General features: G+C 74.3%; 22 protein-coding genes. 16 read left to right on the forward strand and 6 right to left on the reverse strand.

The window, feature by feature from the left end:
• Position 1: 1 nt before the first annotated feature.
• The 3 genes from AB0D28_RS13535 to AB0D28_RS13545 are packed head-to-tail and all read right to left on the reverse strand — an operon-like array spanning position 2 to position 4134.
• Positions 2 to 3394 (reverse strand): ATP-binding protein, encoded by a 3393-nt coding sequence (locus AB0D28_RS13535; RefSeq protein WP_357385467.1) that lies wholly within the window; start codon positions 3392 to 3394, stop codon positions 2 to 4.
• A 49-nt stretch (positions 3395 to 3443) separates the two neighbouring features.
• Positions 3444 to 3806 (reverse strand): hypothetical protein, encoded by a 363-nt coding sequence (locus AB0D28_RS13540; RefSeq protein WP_013288977.1) that lies wholly within the window; start codon positions 3804 to 3806, stop codon positions 3444 to 3446.
• Between the two features lie 13 nt (positions 3807 to 3819).
• Positions 3820 to 4134, reverse strand: coding sequence for a hypothetical protein (locus AB0D28_RS13545; RefSeq protein ID WP_013288976.1), 315 nt, complete (start codon positions 4132 to 4134; stop codon positions 3820 to 3822).
• Between the two features lie 357 nt (positions 4135 to 4491).
• Between AB0D28_RS13545 and folP the strand changes: the two genes are divergently transcribed.
• The 7 genes from folP (at position 4492) to AB0D28_RS13580 (ending at position 9136) form a co-directional block, all read left to right on the forward strand.
• Positions 4492 to 5403 carry a dihydropteroate synthase gene (folP, locus tag AB0D28_RS13550; RefSeq protein WP_357385470.1) on the forward strand — a complete coding sequence of 304 codons (912 nt, stop codon included), beginning with the start codon at positions 4492 to 4494 and terminating at the stop codon, positions 5401 to 5403.
• Positions 5400 to 5759: a dihydroneopterin aldolase gene (gene folB / locus AB0D28_RS13555; protein WP_357385472.1), complete on the forward strand. Its 360-nt coding sequence runs from the start codon at positions 5400 to 5402 to the stop codon at positions 5757 to 5759. Before folP ends, folB begins: the two co-directional genes overlap by 4 nt.
• Positions 5756 to 6283 carry a 2-amino-4-hydroxy-6-hydroxymethyldihydropteridine diphosphokinase gene (gene folK / locus AB0D28_RS13560; RefSeq protein ID WP_357385474.1) on the forward strand — a complete coding sequence of 176 codons (528 nt, stop codon included), beginning with the start codon at positions 5756 to 5758 and terminating at the stop codon, positions 6281 to 6283. Before folB ends, folK begins: the two co-directional genes overlap by 4 nt.
• 85 nt (positions 6284 to 6368) lie before the next feature.
• Positions 6369 to 6857 (forward strand): DUF3180 domain-containing protein, encoded by a 489-nt coding sequence (locus AB0D28_RS13565; RefSeq protein ID WP_357385592.1) that lies wholly within the window; start codon positions 6369 to 6371, stop codon positions 6855 to 6857.
• Between the two features lie 114 nt (positions 6858 to 6971).
• Entirely contained in the window at positions 6972 to 8198 is a 1227-nt protein-coding gene (locus tag AB0D28_RS13570) for an ABC transporter permease (RefSeq protein ID WP_357385476.1), read from the forward strand.
• 60 nt (positions 8199 to 8258) lie between these two features.
• Entirely contained in the window at positions 8259 to 8561 is a 303-nt protein-coding gene (locus tag AB0D28_RS13575) for a hypothetical protein (protein WP_135242344.1), read from the forward strand.
• An 83-nt stretch (positions 8562 to 8644) separates the two neighbouring features.
• Positions 8645 to 9136 carry a hypothetical protein gene (locus AB0D28_RS13580; RefSeq protein ID WP_357385478.1) on the forward strand — a complete coding sequence of 164 codons (492 nt, stop codon included), beginning with the start codon at positions 8645 to 8647 and terminating at the stop codon, positions 9134 to 9136.
• Positions 9137 to 9138: 2 nt separating this feature from the next.
• On the opposite strand, the gene AB0D28_RS13585 is transcribed toward AB0D28_RS13580, so the two are convergent.
• Positions 9139 to 10131: an ATP-binding cassette domain-containing protein gene (locus AB0D28_RS13585; RefSeq protein WP_357385480.1), complete on the reverse strand. Its 993-nt coding sequence runs from the start codon at positions 10129 to 10131 to the stop codon at positions 9139 to 9141.
• A 2-nt stretch (positions 10132 to 10133) separates the two neighbouring features.
• Here AB0D28_RS13585 and AB0D28_RS13590 point away from each other — a divergent pair, with 2 nt between their 5' ends.
• From AB0D28_RS13590 to AB0D28_RS13605, 4 genes are all read left to right on the forward strand, one after another.
• On the forward strand, positions 10134 to 10823 hold the full coding sequence (locus AB0D28_RS13590; protein ID WP_357385482.1) for an ABC transporter permease: 690 nt from the start codon (positions 10134 to 10136) through the stop codon (positions 10821 to 10823).
• Positions 10820 to 11542, forward strand: a complete 723-nt coding sequence (locus AB0D28_RS13595) for an ABC transporter permease subunit (RefSeq protein WP_091047687.1) — start codon at positions 10820 to 10822, stop codon at positions 11540 to 11542. Before AB0D28_RS13590 ends, AB0D28_RS13595 begins: the two co-directional genes overlap by 4 nt.
• Positions 11543 to 11694: 152 nt before the next feature.
• A complete protein-coding gene (locus AB0D28_RS13600; protein WP_357385484.1) occupies positions 11695 to 12699 on the forward strand; it encodes a glycine betaine ABC transporter substrate-binding protein in 1005 nt (334 codons plus the stop codon).
• A 103-nt stretch (positions 12700 to 12802) separates the two neighbouring features.
• Entirely contained in the window at positions 12803 to 14788 is a 1986-nt protein-coding gene (locus tag AB0D28_RS13605) for a hypothetical protein (RefSeq protein ID WP_357385486.1), read from the forward strand.
• Positions 14789 to 14823: 35 nt separating this feature from the next.
• Here AB0D28_RS13605 and AB0D28_RS13610 read toward each other — a convergent pair whose 3' ends face one another.
• Complete coding sequence (locus AB0D28_RS13610; RefSeq protein WP_013288963.1) at positions 14824 to 15993, reverse strand: NADH-quinone oxidoreductase subunit D; 1170 nt, start codon at positions 15991 to 15993, stop codon at positions 14824 to 14826.
• A complete protein-coding gene (locus tag AB0D28_RS13615; RefSeq protein WP_357385594.1) occupies positions 15990 to 17069 on the reverse strand; it encodes an SAM-dependent methyltransferase in 1080 nt (359 codons plus the stop codon). The genes AB0D28_RS13610 and AB0D28_RS13615 overlap by 4 nt, the downstream gene beginning before the upstream one ends.
• Positions 17070 to 17262: 193 nt before the next feature.
• Here AB0D28_RS13615 and AB0D28_RS13620 point away from each other — a divergent pair, with 193 nt between their 5' ends.
• The 5 genes from AB0D28_RS13620 (at position 17263) to AB0D28_RS13640 (ending at position 22365) form a co-directional block, all read left to right on the forward strand.
• Complete coding sequence (locus AB0D28_RS13620) at positions 17263 to 18192, forward strand: Rossmann-like and DUF2520 domain-containing protein (RefSeq protein ID WP_357385488.1); 930 nt, start codon at positions 17263 to 17265, stop codon at positions 18190 to 18192.
• Positions 18192 to 19034 (forward strand): pantoate--beta-alanine ligase, encoded by an 843-nt coding sequence (panC, locus tag AB0D28_RS13625; RefSeq protein WP_357385490.1) that lies wholly within the window; start codon positions 18192 to 18194, stop codon positions 19032 to 19034. The genes AB0D28_RS13620 and panC overlap by 1 nt, the downstream gene beginning before the upstream one ends.
• Before the next feature lie 28 nt (positions 19035 to 19062).
• Positions 19063 to 19491: an aspartate 1-decarboxylase gene (gene panD / locus AB0D28_RS13630; RefSeq protein WP_357385492.1), complete on the forward strand. Its 429-nt coding sequence runs from the start codon at positions 19063 to 19065 to the stop codon at positions 19489 to 19491.
• 218 nt (positions 19492 to 19709) lie between these two features.
• On the forward strand, positions 19710 to 20603 hold the full coding sequence (locus AB0D28_RS13635; RefSeq protein WP_357385494.1) for a septum formation family protein: 894 nt from the start codon (positions 19710 to 19712) through the stop codon (positions 20601 to 20603).
• Positions 20604 to 20664: 61 nt separating this feature from the next.
• Positions 20665 to 22365 carry an L-aspartate oxidase gene (locus tag AB0D28_RS13640; RefSeq protein ID WP_357385496.1) on the forward strand — a complete coding sequence of 567 codons (1701 nt, stop codon included), beginning with the start codon at positions 20665 to 20667 and terminating at the stop codon, positions 22363 to 22365.
• Positions 22366 to 22538: the final 173 nt, after the last annotated feature.

The following is a 22538-nucleotide window of genomic DNA, read 5'->3' on the forward strand; positions in this document are numbered from 1 at the left end:
GTCACGCCTCCAGATCAGCCAGGACGGTCGGCAGTATCCCGGCGGCCTGGGCGACCGCGGCGGGGGTGGTGTCCAGGTGCTCCAGCAGCCCGTCGACGTACGACACGTCGACCCGGACCTTCTGCACGCGCCCGTCGACGTCGCGCATGACGAACTCGCGGAAGCCGAGCCGGTTGGCCGACCCGCTGTCGGCCTGGGAGAGAGAGGCGAGTGTCGCCTCGTACCCGTCGTCCACGGGCACCCGCAGCAGGCGCAGCGCCTCGGAGGCGATCTCGCTGTCCTCGGCGATCCGGCCGACGAAGACGGTGGAGACGAGGTTCTGCACGTCGAGGCCGAGGATGTCCTTCGGGTTCTGCGAGGCGACCAGCGCGGCCAGGTTCCACTTGCGGGAGTCGCGGGCGAGCCGGACCAGGAACGACCGGCCGGAGCGCCAGCCCTCCATGAAGTGCGCCTCGTCGAGGCCGACCAGCTTCCGCGAGGACATCGACCCGCCGTAGCAGCGGCGTACCGCGAGCCGGTGCGCGGTGTGCAGCATCGGCAACGCGAGCGCCTCCTCGGCCGACCAGTACTCCCGCTCGATCTTGAGGTCGGGGAGCCGCAGGCCGGCCATGGTGATGACGGTGAGCGCGGCGTCGGCGCCGAGCAGCCCCTCCGGCGGCCGGCCGAAGAAGAGCATGGCCAGCGGCATCTCGGCGGTGTCGAGCAGCAGGTGGGCCAGCTCGCGACCGGCGTCGTCGTCGAGCCCTTGCAGGCAGGTGACCACGTCGTCGAGCGTGGAGGTCTCCTCGGCGGGCACCTGGCGTACGGCGTGCCGGAACAGCGTGGCGGTGGACGCCTCCCGGGCCACCTGCGGCGGCACCAGCATCATGCAGATGTCCTGCACCAGCATCCGGCGCTCGGCGCGGGCGTTCGACACGGCGATCTCGAACTCGCGGTCGCCCGCCGCACCGGCGCCGAACTCGCTGCGCAGCGGCGTCGGGATCAGCGCGTACGGCGCGAGCGTGCCCTGCTCCGAGCCGGTCAGGTTGAGCACCCGGGAGTACGGTGCCAGCTCGGGCATGGCGCACAGCCGGGCCAGCGGACCGGACGGGTCGAGCAGCGTCACCTGTACGCCACGGCGTGCGGCCAGGTAGCCGAGCGCGCCGAGCAGCGTCGACTTGCCACCGCCGGGTTCGGCGACGAAGACGGCGAGGCCGGAGCGCTCGCGTACCTCCATCGGGAAGTGCAGGTCGAGGAAGACGGGCCGGCGGCAGGTGCCGGCGGTGCGCCCGATCAGGTCGCCGCGCCGGTCGCCGACAGTGGACGCGGCCTGCGGCAGCGCGGCGGCCAGCAGGTTGACGGGCATCCGCCGGACGTAGCCGGTGTTGGCGATCGGTTCGCCGGGGATGAACTCGCGGGCCAGCCAGTCCTGGTTCTTCGGGTGCTGGAGCGAGATCCGCAGCTCGCGGGAGTAGAGCTGGATGAGCCGCCGGGCCCGTTCCAGGCACTCCTCCCGGGTCCGCCCGCCGACCGCGATGCGGTGCCAGCCGTGTGCCCGGGCCGAGTCGACGGGCAGGCCGGTGGTCATCTCGTCGCCGATCACCAGCGCGCGCTTGGCCAGCCGTTCCAGCTCCGGTGGCGCGTCGATGCCGTGCTCGGCGTAGTCGAGCTGCTGGGAGCGGATCATCCGGAGCCGGTGTTCGAGGTTCCGGAAGGAATCGTTGGGGCCGAGGATGTCGACCCGGGTGGACAGCTCCATCGGCCACGGCAGCCGCTCGTGGAAGTGCAGCCAGGGCTCGTGCCGTTCGGGGATCTCCAGCGGCTCCATCCGGCCGACCGCGAGCACCGCGACGTGGCGCTCCTCGCCGGTCATCCGGTTGACCAGCTTCACCGTCGAGCCGTACGGGGTGCGGTAGCGCTCGACCTGCTCGGTGAGGGCCAGCAGATCGCCGCGTTCCCACCGGCCGTTCGTGATCGGGGAGAGGACGCCGGGCGGCGCCATGCACAGCGCCACCGACCGGTAGAGCAGCCATTCCAGCTCGGGCGCGGTGACCCGCCGCCCGCGCATGCCGAACGCGCCGAGGACCTCGTCGAACTGCTCGACGGTACGGCTCAGCCGGCGCCGCTCGCCGTCGGCGGTGCCCCGGCCGAACGTACGCAGCAGTCGTTCGGTGAGCGAGTCGCCGAGTGACCGGCGGGCGAACGTGACACCGAGGTAGGTCTGGCCCTCGGCGTGGTTGACCGCCATCAGGTGCCGCTGGGCGGCGACCAGGTGATCGGCCCAGCCGGTGGTGCCCGGCACGTCGGGCAGCGGGGCGACGGTGTGCGCGTCGATGGTGCGGGCCCACTCGTCGGCCGGGAAGGGCCTCGTGGTCCGGCGCAGGTGCAGCCGGAAGCCGGCGAGGCCGGCGTACTGCTCGGAGATCGCCGAGAGCAGCGCCTCGCGTTCCGCGTCCGGCCGGAACGCCCACCGCACCTCGGGCAGCCAGTACCAGGCGGTGACCGTGTTCGGAGTGAAGGTGAGGTGACCGGCGATCTCGGTGATGGCCAGCTCGACCGACGGGTCCCGATCGCCGAACTTGATCTTCGGGGCGCGGACCCGGGCCGGTTTGGTCGGCCGGTTCCGGCGTTCCGGCGTGCGTTGCCGGGGCGGCGTCACCTCGCGGTGCTCCGGGCGGCCCACCTCACGCGAGGGCGCCGTGCCGGCCGCGAGCGGCCCGGCCGGGGCGAGGTCCGGTTCCCGGTGCTCGGCCGGGGCGGGCGCGGCGACGGGCACGGGCGGCGCGGGGATCTGCGGGGGCGGCGGTAGCGCCGGCTCCGGCTCGGCCGGAGGGCGGAGCACGGGCAGCCGGTCACCGGCCTGCTGCGGAACCCGGCTACGGGACGGCGGCGGCGGGGCGAGGACCGCTGGCGGGTCGGGCAGGGACGGCTCGACCGGCGGCGGCGCGGCGTGCGTGGGCGCGGGCCGGGGACGCCCGACGGCGCGTACCCCCGGGGCCTGCTCGCGGACCGGCGGTTCCGGTTCGGGCCGCGGGGCCGGCTCGATCGGGACGGCGGGCTGGTGCGGGATCGGCAGGGGCTCGCGGCCGACGCCGCGGCGGGGCGGCGCCACCACCGGCTCGACCGGAGAGGGCGGCGCGGACGCGGCGGGTCGCCGCCGGGGCTGCGCGCCGCCGAACAGGTCGAGGAAGGGCGAGTCGATGTCGCCGTCGGGGCGTACCGGCTCACGCGGTGTCATCGGACGCGGCGGCTGGAAGACGCCGACGCGGCCGTGCCCGGGGCTGGTGACGAGCGCGCTGTCCAGGACCACCTCGTCCAGATCCTCGTCCGGTGGGTAGTCGAACGATCGCGCACGGTTACCGTTGGGCCCGGCCGGGCGCCCGGCCGGGGAACCCGGCGTGGAAGAGCGACTCATGCGACCGCCTCACCCGCATCGTTCGTCTGCACGGTTGTCGTACGCCCGGTCATGCCAGTTCCTCCCGGATCCTGATCCGGCTCGCCACGAGCCGCGGATCCCGCTGCTCGGTGGCCGGTTCCCGGGTGCGTCGCCAGTCGGTCAGCGCGGTCCGGATGACCATTCGCGCGGGCCGGTCCGGGTCGACGTACCGGAAGATGAACGAGGTCGTCACGATCGCCAGCGAGATCTCCCAGGCGGGGAACAGCTCGACCTGGAGCGTGAACAACCAGTGGATGAACATGTAGAGGGGTACGAGCAGCATGAACAGGCCGTACTGGGCGTACGGCAGATGGACGGGAAGGGTGTACCCGGGTGGCCCCAGGTAGACGAGGCGTGCCCGGTAGATGTCGTCGTCGGTGCGCAGCCGCATCGTCGCCCGCGCCCTACTCGAAGATCAGGTTGATCAGGTAGTCGCCGACGAAGAACAGTGTTGCCGCCCCGGCGATGAAGGCCAGGCCGATGATGGCGATGGCCGAGCTGGTCAGCACCTTCGAGATCTCACCCCGGCTGGCCCGGCCGATGAAGATCACGCCGAGGACCGCGAGCAGGATCGGCGCGATCTTGCTGGCGAAGAAGGTGACGACGTTGTCGGTGTCGATGCCCTTCGGGGCCGGCTCGGCGAGTGGAGTCGACGCCAGGGTGTGGAGCGCGTGGTCGACGGCACTGGATGCCGTTGCCATGAGCTCGATGGCGATCACTGGAAACCTCCCCAAGGTCGCGGCCGGCGGCGCCGCGTTGGTGCAAGTAGGCAAGCCTGGCGGGATGGTGCTCGTCAGAGACAGCGCCGTAAACGCTGCGTCCGTCACCCACCACGCAGAGTGGTGAGTTTTGGGGGGATTCTTCCCGCTTCGGCCCTCCCTCCAGGCTTCGCCATCTCGATGCTGGGCAATTCCAAAGCGTACGGCCCGGCCACCTTTGCGACAAGCCGTGAAGAGTCGACCCCCGAATGCCCGGATGACCGATCGTACACCTGTTCCAATGCGCACGTCAGGGGTGCCGCGTTCCGCGTTCGCCCGGTGGCCGGAAGCCCTGGCGGCGAACGGTACTGTCGGGCCGTGACCGATCTGGTACGGGCGGAGAACCCGGTGGTGATGGGCGTCCTCAACGTCACGCCCGACTCCTTCTCCGACGGCGGCAGATACGCCGATCTGGACGCGGCCGTCGCACACGGGGTGCGACTGCGCTCCGACGGCGCGGACCTGATCGACGTGGGTGGCGAGTCCACCCGGCCGGGCGCCGACCGGGTCGACCCGGAGACGGAGACCGCCCGGGTGCTGCCTGTGGTCCGCGAGCTGAGCGCCGCCGGGATTCTGGTCAGCATCGACACCAGTCGCGCCCGGGTCGCCGAGGCCGTCCTCGCCGCCGGCGCGTACGCGGTGAACGACGTCTCCGGCGGCCTCGCCGATCCGGACATGGCCCGGGTGGTCCGCGACGCGGGCTGCCCCTGGGTGCTCATGCACTGGCGGGGGCACTCCCGGGGGATGCGTGAGCTGGCCACGTACACCGACGTGGTGGCCGACGTCCGGGACGAGCTGAGCCGGCGCGTCGACGCCGCGCTCGCCGCCGGGGTCGCCGCCGACCGGATCATCGTCGACCCGGGCCTGGGCTTCGCCAAGACCGCCGCGCACAACTGGGCGCTCAGCGCCCGCCTGCCGGAGCTGGTCGAGCTGGGCTTCCCGGTGCTGTTCGGGGCCAGCCGCAAGTCCTACCTGGGCCGGTTGCTCGCCGACCCGGCGGGCGAACCCCGGCCCACCGCCGGGCGGGAGGCCGCGACCGTCGCGACCAGCGTGCTCGCCGTCGCGGCCGGCGCCTGGGGGGTACGCGTGCACGACGTCCGCGGCACCGCCGACGCGCTCGCCGTCTGGCGGGCCACCGGCAGCCCCCGGCTGGCCACCGCGAGCGGCGCGCGGCCGGCGACCGCGTCGCGGACAGCAGCGACCACCGGCCTGAGCGGAGGCGACAGGTGACCGACCGGATCGAGCTGACCGGCCTGCGCGCGCACGGCCGCCACGGCGTCTACGACTTCGAGCGCGCGCAGGGCCAGGAGTTCGTGGTCGACGCGGTGCTCGAACTGGACCTCGGCCCGGCCGCCGGCTCGGACGAGGTGACCGACACCGTGCACTACGGCGAGCTGGCCGAACGTCTGGTCGCGGTCATCACCGGCGAGCCGGTGAACCTGATCGAGACACTCGCCGACCGGCTGCTCGCGGTCTGCCTGGCCGAGCCGCTGGTGGAGGCCGCGACGGTGACCGTGCACAAGCCCGAGGCCCCGATCCCGCACGCCTTCCGGGACGTCGCCGTCACGATGCGGCGTACCCGGTGACCCGGGCCGTGCTGTCGATCGGCAGCAACCTGGGCGACCGCCTCGGCCACCTGCGTGGCGCCGTGGCCGCGCTCGGCGACCGGGTGCTGCTGGTCTCCGGCGTCTACGAGACTCCACCGTGGGGGGACGCCGACCAGCCCGCGTACCTGAACGCGGTGGTGATGGTCGCGGACCCGGCGGCGGCGCCCGAGGACTGGCTGGCCCGCGCCCGGGCCGCGGAGGCGGCGGCCGGGCGCGACCGCGACCCGCGACGGCGGTACGGGCCGCGCACGCTGGACGTGGACGTGATCGCGGTCTGGGACGACGCCGGTGAGCCGGTGCTCCGCGACGACGCCGAGCTGACGGTGCCGCACCCCCGGGCCCACCTGCGCGCCTTCGTGCTGCGCCCGTGGATCGACATCGAGCCGCACGGCCGGCTACCCGGGCACGGCTGGCTGACCGACCTGCTCAACGCCGAGCCGCTGGCCGGGGACGCGCTGGAACTGAGCCCGCGACCGGATCTGACGCTAGAGTCGGAAACATGACCCGCTGGAGTGCGGCCCCGCAGTCGCGAGCCGAGGAGGCGCGGTGAGCACCGCGCGCTCCCCGCAGGGGCCCGACCGCTTCCGGATGGGCCCGACCCGGGCCTCCACGCTGGTGGTGGCCGGTCTGGCCGCCGCCGCGGTGGCCTGGCTGCTGATCAGCGGCTTCTATGGAGACCTCGGCTCCGACCTGCCCTGGCTGCCGGTGATCACGCTGGCCGGGCTGGCCGTGCTGGAGGGCTACGCCGCGGTCAACACGCGCGGCCGGATCGAGCGGCGGCCCGGCCGGGAGCCGGTGAACCCGCTGCTGGTGGCCCGGTTCGTGGTGCTGGCCAAGGCGTCCGCGCTGGCCGGTGCCATCTTCGCCGGCTTCTACGCGGGGCTGACCGGCTGGCTGTTCGTCGAGCGCACGAACGCGGCGGTGGGCGACCGGCCCGCCGCGCTCGGCGGCCTGATCGCCGCGCTCGCGCTGGTCGCGGCCGCGCTCTGGCTGGAACGCTCCTGCCGGGTCCCGGAGCAGGAGGACGACGAGGACCGCGAGCCGGGCGACCGGGAGACGCCCCGCGGCCGTCTCTGAGGGTTCCCCCCACCCCGGCCCGGCGGTACCGTCCCTGGGCGACCGGAGAGCGACGGCCGCCACCGGTCCGCCCGCCCGTGGGCCGGACGCGGCCACCTGGGGAGGCGCGAGCCAATGGCGTACGACGATGCGGGCCGGACAGCGCCGCCGGAGACGTCGTCCGGGGTGCCCGCTGCCGTACTGGAGAACGTCTTCGACGACCCGGCACACGGCGAACCCGGCCGGGACCGGATCGCGGTGCACGTGCTCTGGGAGTTCGTGCTGCTGGCCGCGCTGGTCGCGATGGCCTGGCTGCTCTGGCGGGAGGACTCGGACGCGCTGCGCGGCGGCGCCCTGAAGACGCTGCTCGTCGACGTGGCCGCGCTCGGCCTGTTCACCCTCGCCGCCGGCCTGAGCCTGCGGGCCGGCGCGGTGAACCTGGCGATCGGCCCGGTCGCGCTGGCCTCCGCGCTGCACTTCGCCGAGCAGGGCGACCGGGGCGTACGGGAGGCGCTGCTGCCGGCGCTCGGGGTGGCGGCGGTGGCCGGGCTGGCACTCGCCCTGGCCGTCGTGGTGCTGCACGTGCCCGGCTGGGCGGCGAGCCTGGCCGGGGCGGCCGGCGTGATCGTCTACCTGGAACGGCGGACCGGCCCGGTCACCGTGCAGGGGGACTACGACCCCCGCCGCAGCGCGCTGTACCTCTTCGTCGGCTTCGCCGCGGTCGCCGTCCTCGGTGGCCTGTTCGCCGCGATGAAGCCGGTACGCCGGCTGATCGGCCGGTTCCGGCCGGTCGCCGACCCGGCCCGGCGGCGCGGCGCGGTGGCCGCCACGGTGACCGCGCTGGCGCTCGTCGGGTCCACCGTGCTGGCGATGCTCGCCGGCGTGCTGCTCGCGGCGAACGGGGACGGTCAGGTCGCGCCCGGCACCGGGCTGGACTGGACCCTGCTGGCGGTCGGCACGGCGATGCTCGCCGGCACCAGCGCGTACGGACGCCGAGGCGGCATCTTCGGCACCCTGTTCGCGGTCTGCCTGGTGGTGGTGTTCCTGGCCTGGACCGTGCCGTACGGCTGGACGGTCAGCCGGTGGGCGCTGGGTGGTGCCGTGCTCGGCGTCGGCCTGCTCGTCACCCGGCTGGTCGAGACGTTCGGCCGGCCGCGCCCGGCGGCGCCGGTCGGACCCGGTCCGGTCCGCCCGGCCCGGGACGGCGCGTCGAGTGGCGGCTGGACGATGACCCCGGCGCCCCAGCCGGGCGACACCTGGCCGTCGGTGCTGCCGGTACGCGAGCACGACACCCCGGTCGAGGCATGGGAGGCCCAGCGCTGGGACAGCGAACCCCGGCGCTGGGACGCCGACGATCGCTGACCCGGCGGTGGCCGTGCGTCCCGCGCGCCGGGACTGATCTCTCCGGTTAGGCTCGGCGGCATGACCGATACTCCTGCCCCCGGTGGCCGCACCTTCGACGAGCTCGACAAGCTCTCCACCGAGGAACTGCGCGAGCAGGCGTTCAACCTGGCGCGCGACCGCCGCGACGTGGGCTTCTTCTGGTCGGTCCTGCGGCACCTGCCCAACGCAGACGAGGCCGCCGCGCTGGACGGGGCGCCGAACTCGATCGGCCCGACCATCGACGAGGCGAACGCGCTCTGGCGTGAGCTGACCGGGCACGGCTACGACGAGTCCGCGCCGCTGCTGCGCGCCGCCTTCATCGACTACCTGATGAAGCACTGAGGTCGATGACGGCCCGCCGGCCGGCGGCAGCCGCCCGCCTACGCAGGTTTGCCCGGCGGGACCGGCCGGGAACTGACCGCCGCATGGCTCTGAGCAACCGCCCTCGTACCGTCTCCCAGTACGGCACGGCCGCCGGCACCGGGATGCTCGCCGCGTTCCTGCTCGTCGCCGTCGGTGGCAGCCCGATGTACGTGGACTGGGCGCAGCGCGGCACCGACCCGACCGGTGCCGGTGGCTGGTTCCTCCGGCTGCTCGCCTGGCCGTCCTGGCGGTGGCAGGCCGACGAGGGCGTGTTCGCCACCAATCTCCGGGCGATCCTGCTCCTCGTGCTGGCCGCGGCGCTGCTGTACCTCCTGCCCGGCCCGCAGGTCGACCGGGTGACGTCCTCGGGCAGTCAGTTCCTCTCCGGCTGGGGCGCGTACGCGCTCGCCGCCGGGCTCAGTGCCCTGCTCGCCACGCTCCTCGGCCCGCACGGCTCGCTGTACGCCGCGTTCCAGGCCGCCAGCACCGGTGTCACGTACGGCTTCTTCGCGGGCTGGATCGTCGGCCTGGCCAGCCTCGGCGGCCGGGCCTGAGGTCAGTCCAGAGCGCCCAGCGTCAGCACCCGGGCGCGGGCGAGCAGCCCCACCGCCCGGCCCTCCTCGGTGACCACCGCGTGCTCGGCGCCGGAGGTGAGCAGCGCGCCGAGCGCGTCGTACGCCGAGTCGCCGAGCGCCACAGTGGGCAGGCCGGCGCCGCCGTCGGCCGGGAGCGGGTCGAGCACCGCGCGGGTCACCGGGGTGACAGCGAGCCGCCGGATGCCCCGGTCGGCGCCGACGAACTCGCGGACGAAGTCCGAGGCGGGCGCGCCGAGCAGCGCGGCGGGCGTGTCGTACTGCTCCAGCCGGCCGCCCTCGGAGAGCACCGCGATCCGGTCGCCCAGCCGGACCGCCTCGTCGAGGTCGTGGGTGACCAGCACGATCGTCTTGCGTACCTCGGCCTGCAACCGCAGGAACTCCTCCTGCAGGCGGGTCCGGACGATCGGGTCCACCGCCGAGAACGGCTCGTCCATCAGCAGCACCACCGGATCGGCGGCGAGCGCCCGGGCCACGCCGACGCGCTGCCGCTGCCCGCCGGACAGTTCGTGCGGGTACCGCCTGCCGAACTGAGCCGGGTCCAGACCGACGAGTTCCAGCAGTTCGCCGACCCGGGCCCGGGTCCGCTGCTTCGGCCAGCCGAGCAGCCCCGGCACGGTCGCCACGTTCGCGGCGACGGTCTGGTGCGGGAAGAGGCCGACGTTCTGGATGACGTAGCCGATGCGGCGGCGTAGCGCCACCGGATCGACCCGGGTGACGTCGTCGTCGCCGAGCAGGATCCGCCCGCCGGTCGGCTCGATCAGCCGGTTGACCATCCGCAGCACAGTCGATTTGCCGCAGCCGGACGGGCCGATCAGCACCACCAGCTCGCCGGCGGCGACCTCCAGGCTCAGCTCGCGTACCGCCTCGGTGCCGTCCGGGTAGCGCTTGCGGATGCGCTCCAGCGTGATCGACGCCGCGCCGCCTCCGGCGGTGCTCCCCGGGGTACCGTCCACGTGTGTCCCTCCACCTGAGCTACCGGGCCGACCCGGGTAATCCGTGGTTCTCCTGGCAGTACGTGCGGGACAACTCTGACACGATCCTGGCCGCGCTGCGGGAGCACACCTGGCTGACCGGCCGGGCCGTGGTGATCGCCGCGCTGGTGGCGCTGCCGCTGGCGGTGCTCGCGTACTGGTTCCGGTCGCTGTCGGCGCCCATCCTGGCGGTGACCGGGGTGCTCTACACCGTCCCGTCGCTGGCGTTGTTCGCGTTCCTGGCGCCGTACCTGGGCATCGGCGCGATCACCGTGCTCACCGTCGTGGCGCTGTACGCGTTGCTGGTCATCGTGCGCAACGCGCTGGCCGGGCTGAACCAGGTGCCGCCGGAGGTGCGCGAGGCCGCCGAGGGCATGGGGTACGGCAGGTGGGGGCGGCTGCTGCGGATCGAGCTGCCGCTGGCGCTGCCGGGCATCCTCACCGGCGTACGGCTGGCGACCGTGTCCACCGTCGCGCTCGTCACGGTCGGGGTGGTGGTCGGCCGGGGCGGCCTGGGCCAGCTCATCTTCGCGGGCTTCCAGAACAACTTCTACAAGGCGCAGATCATGACCGGCACGGTGCTGTGCGTGCTGCTGGCGCTGGTGCTCGACCTGGTGCTGGCGGGCGTGGGCCGCCTGCTCACCCCCTGGCTGCGCGGGAGGTCCGCCCGGTGAACCCCGTCGAGCAGGCAGTGGTCTGGCTGAACGACCCGCTGAACTGGACCAACCCCGGCGGCGTGCTGGACCGCCTCGGCGAGCACCTGAGCATGTCCGCGCTGGCGGTGCTGCTGGGCTGCCTGGTGGCCTGGCCGATCGGGCTCTGGCTCGGGCACAGCGGCCGGGGCGGCGGGCTGGTCCTACTGGTCTCCAACGTCACGCTGGCGATCCCGACGCTGGCGCTGCTGACCATCCTCCCGCTGACGTTCCTCGGCTTCGGCCGGCCGGCAGTGGTCGTGGCGCTCGCGGTCTTCGCGGTTCCGCCGCTGCTGGCGAACGCGTACACCGGGGTGCGGCAGGCCGACCCGGAGGCCCGGGACGCGGCCCGGGGGATGGGCCTGTCCGGCGGCCAGGTGCTGCGCCGGGTGGAGCTGCCGCTCGCGGTGCCCTATCTGGCGGCCGGCTTCCGTACCGCGGCGGTGCAGGTGGTGGCCACCGCGGCGCTCGCCTCCTTCGTCAACGGCGGCGGGCTGGGCCAGATCATCCGGGCCGGTTTCGGGCTCGACATCGCCGCCGGAGGGGGGCAGATCATCGCGGGCGGGGTGCTGGTGGCCGGGTTGGCGCTGCTCGTGGAGGGGGTGCTCGCGCTGGTGGAGCGGGCGGTCACGCCGCGCCCGCTGCGCCGGGTACGCCGGCGGGCGAACCGCCGCGCGACGGCGGCGACGACCGGCGGTTGAGCCGTCGGTGACGATCAGGTGACGAAAACCGCTCCGAGTTTGTCGGTCGGGTCTGGAGGATATTGGCTGGAGTCGCGGGTGGCCGTCCGGGTCGCCCGTCGGACACGCGGCCGGCCCGACGGGTCGCGCCGGGACACGGAAGGCGGGCACTCATGCGTGCGCGTACACGAATGGCCGCCGGGGCGATCGGCGCTCTCACCGCGGCCGCGCTGCTCACCGGCTGCGGCGACGCCGGCTCGTCCGGCACCGACGCGCCCGAGCAGGGCGCCTCGGGGGCGGGCTGTGCTCCGGTGGCCGGTGACCAGCTCGTCGTCCTGACCGACGACAAGAAGCTCCAGAACACCGACAACGTCATTCCCGCGATCAACGCGAAGGCGGCCACGCCGCAGCTCGTCGCCGCGCTCGACAAGGTCTCCGCGAAGCTCGACACCCCGAAGCTGATCCAGCTCAACCGGGCGGTCGACGTCGACCGCAAGACGCCCCAGGTCGCCGCGCAGGAGTTCGCCTCCGCCAACGGCGTGACCGACGGGATCGAGAAGGGCCCGGGCGGCCAGATCACAGTCGGCGCGGGCAACTTCAGCGAGAGCCAGACCATCGCCGAGCTCTACAAGATCGCGCTCACCGCCGCCGGCTACCAGGTCAAGGTGCAGACCATCGGCAACCGGGAGCTCTACGAGCCGGCGCTGGAGAAGGGCCAGATCCAGGTCGTCCCGGAGTACGCCGCCACCATGGCGGAGTTCCTCAACACCAAGAACAACGGCAAGGACGCGCAGCCCGTCTCCTCGCCGGAGCTGGACAAGACGGTCGCGGCGCTGAAGAGCCAGGGTGACAAGAACGGCCTGGTCTTCGGCCAGCCGTCCCAGGCGCAGGACCAGAACGCGTTCGCCGTCACCAAGGCGTTCGCCGACAAGTACGGCGTCTCGACGCTCTCCGAGCTGGCCGCCAAGTGCTCCGGCCAGGCGACCGTGCTGGCCGGGCCGCCGGAGTGCCCGCAGCGGCCGAAGTGCCAGGCCGGCCTGGTCGAGGTCTACGACTTCAAGGCCGGCTCGTTCAGCTCGCTCGACGCGGGCGGCCCGCAGACCAAGAACGCGCTGAAGACCGGCTCGGCGAGCGTCGGCCTGGTCTTCTCCTCCGACGCCGCGCTGGCCACGAGCTGACGCACCACCGCCGGCCGGTGCCACGCGTGCCGGCCGGCGGCCCGGGCATCGAGTCGTGCCGACCCGTTCCCCTCGGGTGGAACTCTCGGTAATCTGCTCAGCCATGCCCGCCTCGGTCGCGCCCACCGACAAGAGCACGCCCACAGTGCTCACCGTCCTGTTCTGGGTCGGTGTGGGGCTGGCGCCCCTGGCCGCGCTCATCCTGCTGATCGCCGACGGCAACGGCTCGCTCCGGTTCGGCGCGGTCCTGGCGATCCTCGCCGTCGTGCTCATCGGTCTGTCGATGGCGCTGCGGCCGGAGGGCGGTTCCGACGACGCGGCCACCGAGGAGCTGCGCGAGGAGCTGGCGCAGCTCCGGCGGGAGTTGCGAGCCGAGATCGTGGCCGCCGCGCAGCGCGGCAACCAGGCACTCGACCAGGCCCGCCGGGCGGAGGAGGCGGCCGGCGCGGTACGGCACCGGCTCGACGCGGCAGCCGCCGGACTGGCCGCCGCGCCCGCGCCCGCCGCAGCGCCCGTGCCCGCGTCCGTCGCCGTGCCCGCGTCCGCCGCCGTGCCCGCGTCCGCATCCGCCGCCGTGCCGGAGCGCCCGAGCGGTGCGGCACGGGTGCCGGTCACCGGCAGGTCCGACGCGGGACGGGCGCAGCCGACCGGCCGGGACGACGACGAACCGGCCTGGCCGGCGGGCGCCGCGAGCCGCTACGGAACCGACTCCGACTCACCCAGGGCGGGCGCCGAGCCGCCCCGGACCGGCCGTTACGACGATGAGCCGCCCCGGCCCGGCCGTTACGACGCCGAGCCGCCCCGGACCGGCCGTTACGACGATGAGCCGTCCCGGGCGGATTACTACGAATCCGAACAGCCCCGGTCCGGCCGTCACGAACCCGACCCGGTGCGGACGGGCCGGCACGACGCCGAGCCGGCGCGGGCCACCGTACGTCCGGACCGGCCGGCGAGCGGGGTGTACGGCGCGGCGCGGGTCTCCGATCCGGCGGCCCGTCCGGTCGGCGTGGTCCACCACACCGAGACGGTGCACGTCACCACCCGGCACACGATCGTCGGCGGTGGTGAGCCGGCCGGAAACCGGTACGGCGGATTCCCCGGCGGCTGGTCGGACGAGGACCGGTCGCGTGGCACGGACCCGGCCGATCACTGGCGTGCGGGACACCGCGACCCGGGCGACCGGCCGGGCCGTCGGGCCGCTCCTGATGATCGTGGTCGGGGTGCGGAGTCCGGCGACGACAGGCACTCGTGGAACGACCCCGGACGCCCAGGTGCCGACCATCCGTGGGCGGGCGTCGGCCGGACCGCGGACGGTGAACAGGGCTGGTCCGCGCGCACCGACGGTGAACAGGGCTGGTCCGCGCGTACCGATGGTGAACAGGGCTGGTCCGGGCGCACCGGCGGGGAACCGGGCTGGTCCGCGCGGACCGCCGGGGGCGGCTGGTCGAGCAACCAGGGCCGGACGGCGGCGGAGGAGCAGCGGCAGTGGCCCGGCGGGGGTGACGACCGGGCGGCGGGCGCGTGGCCGGCGGGCGGGCCGGGCGCCCCGGCGGGCCGGGCGAGCGACGGCGACCAGTGGTCCGAGATGAGTGCCGGCAACCGGTGGGCCGCCGTCCGCGACGACGGCGCGGGCCGGGAGATCCGGCTCGGAGAACGACGGGCGGCTGTGCACGCCGACGGCGGCGGCACCGAGTACCGGGTCGAGGACCGGTGGGCGTCGGTACGCGGCGGCGGTCCGGCCGCGAGCGGGCCGGGCGAGCCGGAGGGCCGCTGGTCGGCGGAGAGCAACCCGGCGCTGCCGGCCGGCGGGGTGCCGGTGCCGGAGGAGTGGCGGCCACCGGCGCGGCGCGGCGGCCAGCCGGAATGGCGGCAGCCGCCCCCCGAGTGGCGTCAGCCCGGACCGGAGTGGCGTCAGCCGGAGGAACGGCACCAGGCCGAGCCGGAATGGCGGCAGCCGGAGACGCCGCAGCCCGAGTCGCAGTGGCGTCGGCCCGAGCCGGAGTGGCGGCCGGCGGAACCGGAGTGGCGCAGCCCGGAGCGCGGTGGACACGGCCGGCCGCACCGGGACGCCACCGACCGCTGGCGCTGAACCGCCCGCATCGACCGACAGCGCCCGGACGGCTGTTACTTGTCGATGTCGCCCACCACGAAGAACATCGAGCCGAGGATGGCGATCAGGTCGGGCACCAGGCAGCCGGGCAGCAGCGACGACAGGGCCTGCACGTTCGCGTACGAGGCGGTGCGCAGCTTCATCCGCCACGGCGTCTTCTCGCCCCGGGACACCAGGTAGTAGCCGTTGATGCCGAGCGGGTTCTCGGTCCAGGCGTACGTGTGCCCCTCGGGCGCCTTCAGCACCTTCGGCAGCCGGGTGTTCACCGGCCCGCTGATCCGGTCCACCCGGTCCAGGCACTGCTCGGCGAGGTCGAGTGAGACGTACACCTGGTCGAGCAGTACCTCGAAGCGGGCGTGACAGTCACCGGCGGTCTTCGTCACCACCGGCACATCGAGCTGGTCGTAGGCCAGGTAGGGCTCGTCGCGGCGCAGGTCGAGGTCGAGCCCGGAGGCGCGGGCGACCGGACCGGACGCACCGAACGCGGCGGCGTCGGCGGCGGACAGCACGCCGACCCCGACGGTACGGGCCAGGAAGATCTCGTTGCGCCGGATCAGGTTGTCGAGGTCGGGCATCCGTCGGCGTACCTCGGCGATGGCGGCGCGGGCGCGTCCGGTCCAGCCGGACGGCACCTCCTCCTTCAGGCCGCCGACCCGGTTGAACATGTAGTGGATCCGGCCGCCGGAGACCTCCTCCATCACGGCCTGGATGGTCTCGCGTTCCCGGAACGCGTAGAACATCGGCGTGATCGCGCCGATCTCCAGCGGGTACGAGCCGAGGAACATCAGGTGGTTGAGCACCCGGTTCAGCTCAGCCAGCGCCATCCGCAGCCAGGTGGCGCGCTCCGGCACCTCCATGCCCATCAGCCGCTCGACGGCGAGCACCACGCCCAGTTCGTTGGAGAACGCCGACAGCCAGTCGTGCCGGTTCGCCAGCACGATGATCTGCCGGTAGTCGCGTACCTCGAAAAGCTTCTCCGCCCCCCGGTGCATGTAGCCAACGATCGGTTCGGCGGCGACCACCCGCTCCCCGTCGAGCACCAGCTTGAGCCGCAGCACGCCGTGCGTCGACGGGTGTTGCGGCCCGATGTTGAGCACCATGTCGGTGCCGAGCTGCTCACCGCCCGCGCCGGTGCCGACTGTGAGCTCGCGGAGGTCGGCGGCGTCCGTGGTCATGCCCGTCATCGTGCCACGACCGCGTCGAGCGCGACGCCGACCGGCTGCCGCAGCCACAGGTGCCCGCCGAGCCCGGCCGGGTCGGTCAGTTCGGCCGCCGCCGACGCCGCGGCCAGCGCCCGCAGGTAGCCGGCCGGGTCGCGGGAGGCCAGGCTCAGCGGCGGTCGCCCGCCGTCGGCCCCGAGCGCCCGCAGCGCCTCCCGCTGCGAGACCAGGGAGTACGCGCACCGCGCGACCCGCTCACCGGCGGAGGCGACCGAGTCCATGGCGACGTGCGCCGTCACGTCGCACGATCCGTCCGGCACCGGCGGCACCTGCCGTCCACCCCGGTACCCGGTCAACGTCCCGTCCAGCGGACGCGAGTCCCGCAGATGCCCGTAGTCCACGGCGAGCGCCAGCCCCCGCGCGACCTTCCCCACGGCCCCCGCCCAAGCCAGATCCCGCCCCACCCCGATCTCCCCCCGTCCCCAGCCCTCGCGGCGACTCCCGCCCTCGCCCACCCCGGTGATCAAGGAGTTCGTGTCCTGATCCGGGCCCTCCGCCGACACGAACTCCTTGATCATCGGGGAGGGAGGCGGGGCGGACGGTGAGGGCCACCAGTGGGTCAGCCAGGTGGTGCCGGTGGGGGACGGGGGCGGGCCCACCGTCTCCTCGCCGGTTTTCGGGTTCACCAGGAGGAGACGCCAGCCTGCCTCGGTGTGGACCGCCACGTCCACGGGGACGTTGTCCAGCCACTCGGTGGCCAGGAGCAGGCCGGTTATCGCGTCCGGGATGTCGGCCTGCCAGGCGATCTCCGGCGGCAGGTCGGCCGGGCGGGGCGACAGTTCCACCGCTACCGGGTTGATCCGGGCGGCCAGCTCGGGTGCGGCCTGTGCCAGCAGCGCCCGGAGCAGTTCGCCCCGGCCCGCACCCACGTCCACCACGTCCAGCCGCGCGGGGTGGCCCAGCGCCGCGTCCACCAGTTCGAGTTGCCGCAGCAGGCAGGCGGCGAACGCGGGCGAGGCGTGCACGCTCGTGCGGAAGTGCGCGGCGGGCCCGCCGCCGGAGACGAAGAAGCCGTCCGGCCCGTACAGCGCCCGCTCCATCGCGTCGCGCCAGCGCAGCGGGGAGGTCACCGGGCCGACCCTACGGGACGTACCCGAACGGGCGGTTTGCCCGCCACCGCAGCGGCCGGTTCCGGCGGCCGGTGAAGGTTTTCACACCTCCTTGTTTCCGGTCTGTCACCCGGGCGCATACTTGCCATCGACCGGTACCCCCTTCGAGGACTGGATCGCTGCCATGAGCGCACCGCTGCGCCCTCGGGCCACCGCTGCCCCGCTCGTCTCTCCCCGTACCCTCACCGTCGGCGTGCTCGGCGCCGGCCGGGTCGGCGCCGTGCTGGGCGCGGCCCTCGCCGCCGCCGGCCACCGGGTCGTCGCCGCGTCCGGCGCCTCGGGCGCGACAAGGGCCCGGCTGGCGCTGCTGCTGCCCCGGACCCCGCACCACGAGGCGTCCGCCGTGGCGCGCGCCGCCACCGACCTGCTGATCGTCGCGGTCCCGGACGACGCGCTCGCGGACGTGGTCGCTGACCTGGTCGCGAGCGGCGCGCTGCGCCCCGGCCAGGTGGTGGCGCACACCTCCGGCGCGCACGGGCTGGCCGCGCTGGCCCCGGTCGTCGAGGCGGGCGCCCGGCCGCTCGCGCTGCACCCGGCGATGACCTTCACCGGTACGCCGGACGACCTGTCCCGCCTGCCGGGCATCTCCTACGGCGTGACCGCCCCGGCCGAGCTGCGTCCGTTCGCGGCGCGGCTGGTGGCCGACCTGGGCGGTGTGCCGGAGTGGGTGGGTGAGGCGGACCGGCCGCTCTACCACGCGGCGCTGGCGCACGGCGCCAACCACCTGGTGACGCTCGTCAACGAGTCCGCCGACCGGCTGCGTGACGCCGGGGTGGAGCGGCCGGAGAAGGTGCTCGCCCCGCTGCTGCGGGCCGCGCTGGAGAACGCGCTGCGGCTGGGCGACGACGCGCTGACCGGTCCGGTGTCGCGGGGTGACGCGGGGACCGTACGCCGACATCTGGACCGGCTGGCGCGGACCGCGCCGGAATCCGTACCCGCGTATCTGGCGTTGGCACGACGGACGGCGGACCGCGCCGTCGCGGTCGGCCGCCTGCGCCCGGCGGACGCGGCCGCGCTGCGCAACGTGCTCGACGGAATCGAGGTGGCGGCCTGATGGCCGAGGTGCTGCACACGCGCAAGGAACTGGCGGCGGCCCGCGAGGCGATGGCCGGCACCGTCGGCGTCGTCATGACCATGGGCGCGCTGCACGCCGGGCACGAGGCGCTGCTGCGGGCCGCCCGCGAGCGCGCCGGCCACGTCATCGTCACGATCTTCGTGAACCCGCTGCAGTTCGGCCCGAACGAGGACTTCGACCGCTACCCGCGCACGCTCGACTCCGACCTGGAGATCTGCCGCCGGGCCGGGGTGGACGTGGTGTTCGCGCCCTCGGCGACCGAGATGTACCCGGAGGGACGCCCGACAGTGGGGCTGAATCCGGGGCCGCTGGGCGAGGACCTGGAGGGCCTGAGCCGTCCCGGCTTCTTCCACGGCGTGCTCACGGTGGTCATGAAGCTGCTCCAGCTCACCCGGCCCGACCTGGCGTTCTTCGGCGAGAAGGACTATCAGCAGCTCACCCTGGTGCGCCGGATGGTCCGCGACCTCGACGTGCCGACCGAGATCGTCGGCGTGCCGACCGTACGGGAACCGGACGGGCTGGCCATGTCGAGCCGGAACCGGTACCTCTCGGCGGAGGAACGGCGGACCGCGCTGAGCCTGTCCGCCGCGTTGCGGTCCGGCGCCGAGGCGGCCGAGCGGGGCGAGGACGCGGGCGCGGTGCTGGCCGCCGCGCACCGGGCCTTCGACGCGCCGGACGCCCGCCTGGACTATCTGGTGCTCACCGACACCCAGCTGGAACCCGGCCCGGTCGACGGCCCGGCCCGGCTGCTGATCGCGGCCTGGGTCGGTGCCACCCGCCTGATCGACAACACGGCGATCCACCTCGCGCCGCGTCCCTGACCCACCACGAATGCGGAAAGGCACCCCGATGTTCCGGACCATGCTCAAGTCGAAGATCCACCGGGCCACGGTGACCCAGGCCGACCTGCACTACGTCGGCTCGGTCACCGTGGACGAGGATCTGCTCGACGCGGCGGACCTGCTCCCCGGCGAGCAGGTCGCGATCGTGGACATCACGAACGGCGCCCGGCTGGAGACGTACGTGATCCCGGGGCGGCGGGGCAGCGGCGTGATCGGCATCAACGGCGCCGCCGCGCACCTGGTGCACCCCGGCGACCTGGTCATCCTGATCTCGTACGGCCAGATGGACGACGCCGAGGCGCGCGCGTACCGCCCCCGGGTGGTGCACGTCGACGCCGACAACAGGGTCGTCGACCTCTCGGCAGACCCGACGACGGCGGCCCCCGGCACCGCGGGCGCCCCCGTCCCCAACCCCCTCGCCGCCTCCCTGAGCTGACCCGCCCCGCCGTTCTCGCCCTTTCTCGCCCTTTCTCGCCCCGTCGATCTTGCACTTTCGGCCCCTCGGATGCGTCTTTTGTCCGGCTTGCCGGGGCGGCTAGTGCAAGATCGACGAGGGTGGCGGAGTGGGGAACGCGGTCTGTCACCGGAAGGTCATTTTCGGCTACCCTGAGCGGACCGTCGGGGATCGACGGTCGTCGGCTGGGGGAGGCCGCGATGCGCCGTGCGATGAGCGCCCTGGTCGCCGCGATTGTCGCGAGCGCCGCCCTGGCCGGTTGCGCCGGCACCGGCGGGCTGGACGGCGACCTCACCGACGACTGGGCCGCGATGGCGGCCCCCGCGCCGTTCACCCCGGCTGCCGGGGTCTGCCAGGTCGCCGACTTCACCGCGAGCGTCGGGCTGGCCGCGTACGCGCCGGTCGGCTGCGAGCTGCCGCACCGGGTGGAGACGGTGCACGTCGGCGCGTTCACCGCGGACCGGCCCACCCCGCCACCGCTCGCCTCACCCGAGCTGCGTACCGCGTTCGCCGACTGCGACAAGCGGGCCGCCGGGTACGTGGGTGACGACTGGCGGGCCGGGCGGCTCCGGCTGGCGGTGGCGCTGCCGACGGGTGTCGGCTGGACGGCCGGCTCCCGCTGGTACCGGTGCGATCTGACCGAGCTGACCACCACCGAGGCGGCGGCCACCGTGGTGACTCGGACGGGCAGCCTGCGCGACGCGCTCAGGACGCCGTCCCCGCTGCGGCTGGGCTGCCAGCGCACCGTACGGGAGGCGGGCCGCGTGCAGCGGCTCACCCCGATCGCCTGCACTGTGGCACACGACGCCGAGTTCGTCGGCGTGTGGGCCGCGCCGGACCGCCCGTACCCGACGAAGCCGGAGGACTGGGCGCCGCTCTACGACGGCTGCTTCGCCGTGATCGCCCGTTATGCCGGGCTGCCCGCCGACGGCCATCTGCGCTACCGCAGCGACGTGGTGGTCCGCCCGCCCGCGGCCGGTCGCTGGGCGGTCGGTGACCGGGGCGTGCGCTGTTACCTGTGGCTCAGCGACCGTACGGTGACCACCTCGCTCAAGGGCGCCGGACCGGCCGCCCTGCCGCGCCGGACGAGGTAGCCGACCGCACTCGTCACGCCCCCCGCGCCCGAGCCGAGGACGCTTCGGGTTGACTGTGCTCATGGACCTACCCACAGTCGGCCTGCCGGCGCTGCCCCGGCTGCTCGCCGCGCCCGCCCCCGGCTGGGTGGAGACCACAGACGTGATCGTGGTCGGCTCCGGTGTGGCCGGGCTGACCGCCGCGCTGCACCTGCGCGAGGCGGGCCTGCACGTCACGGTCGTTACCAAGGTCGACATGGACGAGGGCTCCACCCGCTGGGCGCAGGGCGGGATCGCCGCCGTGCTGGACCCGGCGGACACGCCGGCCGCGCACGCGTACGACACGGAGGTCGCCGGCGTCGGTCTGTGCGACCCGGCGGCGGTCCGCGCGCTGGTGGCCGAGGGGCCGACCCGGCTGCGTGAGCTGATGCGGATCGGGGCGGAGTTCGACCGCAACCCGGACGGCTCGCTGATGCTGACCCGCGAGGGCGGCCACCGGGCCGACCGGATCGTGCACGCGGGCGGTGACGCCACCGGCGCGGAGGTGCAGCGGGCGCTGCACGACGCGGTGCGCCGCGACCCGTGGATCCGGCTGGTCGAGCACGCGCTGGTGCTGGACCTGCTGCGCGCCCCCGGCGACGGGCCGGGCGGACTCGGCCCGGCCTGCGGCATCACACTGCACGTGCTCGGCGAGGGCAGCGAGGACGGCGTCGGCGCGATCCTCGGCCGCGCGGTGGTGCTGGCCACCGGCGGCATGGGGCAGGTCTTCGCCGCCACCACCAATCCGGCGGTCTCCACCGGGGACGGCGTGGCGCTGGCGTTGCGCGCGGGCGCTGCGGTCACCGACGTGGAGTTCGTCCAGTTCCACCCGACCGCGCTGATCGTGCCGGCGGGCGGCCCGGGCGCCGGGCTGGCACAGCAGCCGCTGGTCTCCGAGGCGCTGCGCGGCGAGGGCGCCCACCTGGTTGACGGCGACGGCAAGCGGTTCATGGTCGGCCAGCACGAACTGGCCGAGCTGGCCCCCCGGGACGTGGTCGCCAAGGGCATCCACCGGGTGCTGCTCGCGGCCGGCGCCGACCACGTGTTCCTGGACGCCCGGCACCTGGGCGGCGACTTCCTGGCCCGGCGTTTCCCGACCATCGTGGCGTCCTGTCTGGCCATCGGCGTGGACCCGGCGACCGACCTGATCCCGGTCGCGCCGGCCGCGCACTACGCCTCCGGCGGCGTCCGGACGGACCTGCGCGGCCGTACCTCCATCCCCGGCCTGTACGCGTGCGGCGAGGTCGCCTGCACCGGCGTGCACGGCGCGAACCGGCTCGCCAGCAACTCGCTGCTGGAAGGGCTGGTCTTCTCCCGCCGGATCGCCGAGGACATCGCCGCCGGCCTGCCCGAGCAGGCTCGCCCGGCGGAGACCGGCGCCTGGGTGGGCGGGCCGGGTCCGCTGGTGCCGGCGTCCGGCACGGCGGATCTGCAACGGGCGATGACCCGGGGCGCGGGCGTGCTCCGGTCGGAGCGAACGCTGGAGGCCACCGCCGCCACGCTCACCGCGCTGGGCGCGGGGCAGGGCTCGCCGCGTACCGCCGACTGGGAGGCCACGAACCTGCTCACAGTGGCGTCGACGCTGGTCGCCGCCGCGTACGCGCGCCAGGAGACGCGGGGCTGCCACTGGCGCGAGGACTTCCCGACGGCCGACGAGCGGTGGCTGGGCCACCTGGTGGCCGAGGTGGGGACGGACGGCATCGTGGTCGAGCGCTGGGAGGCGACCAGTGAGCGCGAGGAGTGAGCCGGTTTTGCGAGCCCCGCAGTCGCGAACGAAGGAGGCCCTGTGAGCGCGAGGAGTGAGCCGGTTTTGCGAGCCCCGCAGTCGCGAACGAAGGAGGCCCTGTGAGCGCGAGGAGTGAGCCGGTTTTGCGAGCCCCGCAGTCGCGAACGAAGGAGGCCCTGTGAGCGCGAGGA

The sequence above is a fragment of the Micromonospora sp. NPDC048169 genome, assembly GCF_040652815.1.
In the GTDB taxonomy this organism is placed as follows: domain Bacteria; phylum Actinomycetota; class Actinomycetes; order Mycobacteriales; family Micromonosporaceae; genus Micromonospora.

Coding starts and splice junctions, on each gene's coding strand:
- AB0D28_RS13535 (WP_357385467.1), bottom strand. CDS start 3,394: ATGAGTCGCTCTTCCACGCCGGGTTCCCCGGCCGGGCGCCCGGCCGGG.
- AB0D28_RS13540 (WP_013288977.1), bottom strand. CDS start 3,806: ATGCGGCTGCGCACCGACGACGACATCTACCGGGCACGCCTCGTCTAC.
- AB0D28_RS13565 (WP_357385592.1), top strand. CDS start 6,369: ATGGGCCCGACCCGGGCCTCCACGCTGGTGGTGGCCGGTCTGGCCGCC.
- AB0D28_RS13570 (WP_357385476.1), top strand. CDS start 6,972: ATGGCGTACGACGATGCGGGCCGGACAGCGCCGCCGGAGACGTCGTCC.
- AB0D28_RS13575 (WP_135242344.1), top strand. CDS start 8,259: ATGACCGATACTCCTGCCCCCGGTGGCCGCACCTTCGACGAGCTCGAC.
- AB0D28_RS13580 (WP_357385478.1), top strand. CDS start 8,645: ATGGCTCTGAGCAACCGCCCTCGTACCGTCTCCCAGTACGGCACGGCC.
- AB0D28_RS13600 (WP_357385484.1), top strand. CDS start 11,695: ATGCGTGCGCGTACACGAATGGCCGCCGGGGCGATCGGCGCTCTCACC.
- AB0D28_RS13605 (WP_357385486.1), top strand. CDS start 12,803: ATGCCCGCCTCGGTCGCGCCCACCGACAAGAGCACGCCCACAGTGCTC.
- AB0D28_RS13610 (WP_013288963.1), bottom strand. CDS start 15,993: ATGACGGGCATGACCACGGACGCCGCCGACCTCCGCGAGCTCACAGTC.
- AB0D28_RS13615 (WP_357385594.1), bottom strand. CDS start 17,069: ATGGAGCGGGCGCTGTACGGGCCGGACGGCTTCTTCGTCTCCGGCGGC.
- AB0D28_RS13620 (WP_357385488.1), top strand. CDS start 17,263: ATGAGCGCACCGCTGCGCCCTCGGGCCACCGCTGCCCCGCTCGTCTCT.
- panC (WP_357385490.1), top strand. CDS start 18,192: ATGGCCGAGGTGCTGCACACGCGCAAGGAACTGGCGGCGGCCCGCGAG.
- panD (WP_357385492.1), top strand. CDS start 19,063: ATGTTCCGGACCATGCTCAAGTCGAAGATCCACCGGGCCACGGTGACC.
- AB0D28_RS13635 (WP_357385494.1), top strand. CDS start 19,710: ATGCGCCGTGCGATGAGCGCCCTGGTCGCCGCGATTGTCGCGAGCGCC.
- AB0D28_RS13640 (WP_357385496.1), top strand. CDS start 20,665: ATGGACCTACCCACAGTCGGCCTGCCGGCGCTGCCCCGGCTGCTCGCC.